The organism is Oleiphilus sp. HI0117, assembly GCF_001635235.1.
Window position 1 is genome coordinate 1 of record NZ_LWGA01000992.1, and the last position, 1,631, is coordinate 1,631.

A 1,631-nucleotide genomic window follows, 5' to 3' on the forward strand; every position below is an offset into this window, starting at 1 on the left:
TTAAGCAAATTCAATACAAACTTATACTCTACGAAACCTCAATTCATTAGACTCAACTCGAGAGACCGAAGCTATAACAAGAAATACGTATAGAGATATAATGAATTTCACATATTTTGACCTTATAAAATCATGACCATCTTCTACTAAAGGCAAGTGTAAAATACCTTACTACAAGCTGTTATGTTCAGTGAAGGATAATATTTTAAGCCTTTAGTTTACCCCTTAACCTTATAAAGATAGACCATTAAGAGAAATAAGAAAATATTCGATCTGAATCAGCAGTGTTCGACTCAATTCTATATAGCTTCCATCAGAAAACCGCCCCTCTCTTTTGAACATCCTAGATAATGCAAAAAGGCTGATTTGATTTATTGCCAACGTCTTCGGCGGTTTCCTGGTTTTTACAATTATTACTGGAAGAGCGCTAACTAAAGAACATTAAGGTTTATTCTTCTCGTGCCAATTGAACCGTTTACAAAGGAAAACGCTTAAGTAATGCCCTGCAGCGGCTGAAAGACTTGCAGCGATACCTGAAGATATATCGTTTGTCGCCACATAGAATAGACCTCCCGCGATAAGGATGCCTGAAGGATAAGTATCCGCATTTTCTCCAATAACGACTCGGCTAATTTGGTGTACTGCAAATATCATGAGAAATGATATCAATATTATTTCTGCTATAGGGAGTGACTCCATACTTTGGATAACCTTATTTCGAGTTTGGCTTAGTAATGAGAAATTATTAAGCTGGAAAATAACATGTTACAGCGCTATACGTAATCAAAGAATTTTCTATGTTCCTTGCCCGCACTATTAGGGTTTACTTTGTTAGCATGTTTGAACTCTTTCCAGCTATCTACCTGTTTACCCACATTTAGTCTAGGAAATTCACCACAGCCCTCTGTTGAGGTACCTAAGAAACCTAGCAATGTCGCTAAGCTTTTGGGCTTGCTGATATCTATTTTTAGTAGATCTGATCTAGCCGAGAAATAGTCAAACACCTCTTGTTGATGTTGCCTATAGCAGTTTTCTAAATGAGACTCAGCAATCGGGTCTTCTGTATCGAGCAAGGCGAAGGTTTTGTGGAAGCTACGTTTAAGTACGGGGTTAAAGTGACCTGTCTTGAGTTCCAAGTTTGCTTGCATCTTATGAAGCAAGCGCTGAATCGAGGGTAACCAGACATTTAATTCTCGATCTAAGTAAACGAATTTAGAACCGGGAAAGAGCAGGTCTAGCTCTTGATAGTCACAAAAGCATGGCGCATCTGAAACCACATCGGCCAATTCAAATGCACGTTTAGTATAGGCGGTATGCGCTACCTTATAATTATGCGCTAATAGAGCAACACTAATACTCGTCGTACCCGTTCTAGGCAGACCGATTATAAAAAGTTTATTCATTGTCTGTGACCTGAGCTAAGCGCTTTGAAGTAAACATTCGATATTGATTGAGATCAAGCCTACCCCACAATAAGCTAGCTAAGATATATTTTTCTGCTCAAGCCGCGTATATTTGGGCCTTTAACTTAGTCCATGTCTATTCATATTTTTACCGCTACGAGACGCTTATGCCAGATCAAGATAAAATGGGTTTTCTAAGAAGAACATCCAGAATCTCTAGCCTTTTTT

The 1,631-nt window shown here is 38.4% G+C and carries 2 protein-coding genes; both read right to left on the minus strand.

What is annotated here, in order from left to right; all coding sequences use genetic code 11:
- Window positions 1–441: 441 nt before the first annotated feature.
- On the minus strand, window positions 442–699 hold the full coding sequence (locus A3757_RS17905) for a hypothetical protein (protein WP_068514329.1): 258 nt from the start codon (window positions 697–699) through the stop codon (window positions 442–444).
- Window positions 700–773: 74 nt separating this feature from the next.
- Complete coding sequence (locus tag A3757_RS17910) at window positions 774–1,403, minus strand: sulfotransferase (RefSeq protein ID WP_068514327.1); 630 nt, start codon at window positions 1,401–1,403, stop codon at window positions 774–776.
- Window positions 1,404–1,631 lie beyond the last annotated feature (228 nt).

Bases quoted from the DNA above. Each gene is read 5' to 3' on its own strand.
- A3757_RS17905 (WP_068514329.1), bottom strand. From the start codon at position 699: ATGGAGTCACTCCCTATAGCAGAAATAATATTGATATCATTTCTCATG.
- A3757_RS17910 (WP_068514327.1), bottom strand. From the start codon at position 1,403: ATGAATAAACTTTTTATAATCGGTCTGCCTAGAACGGGTACGACGAGT.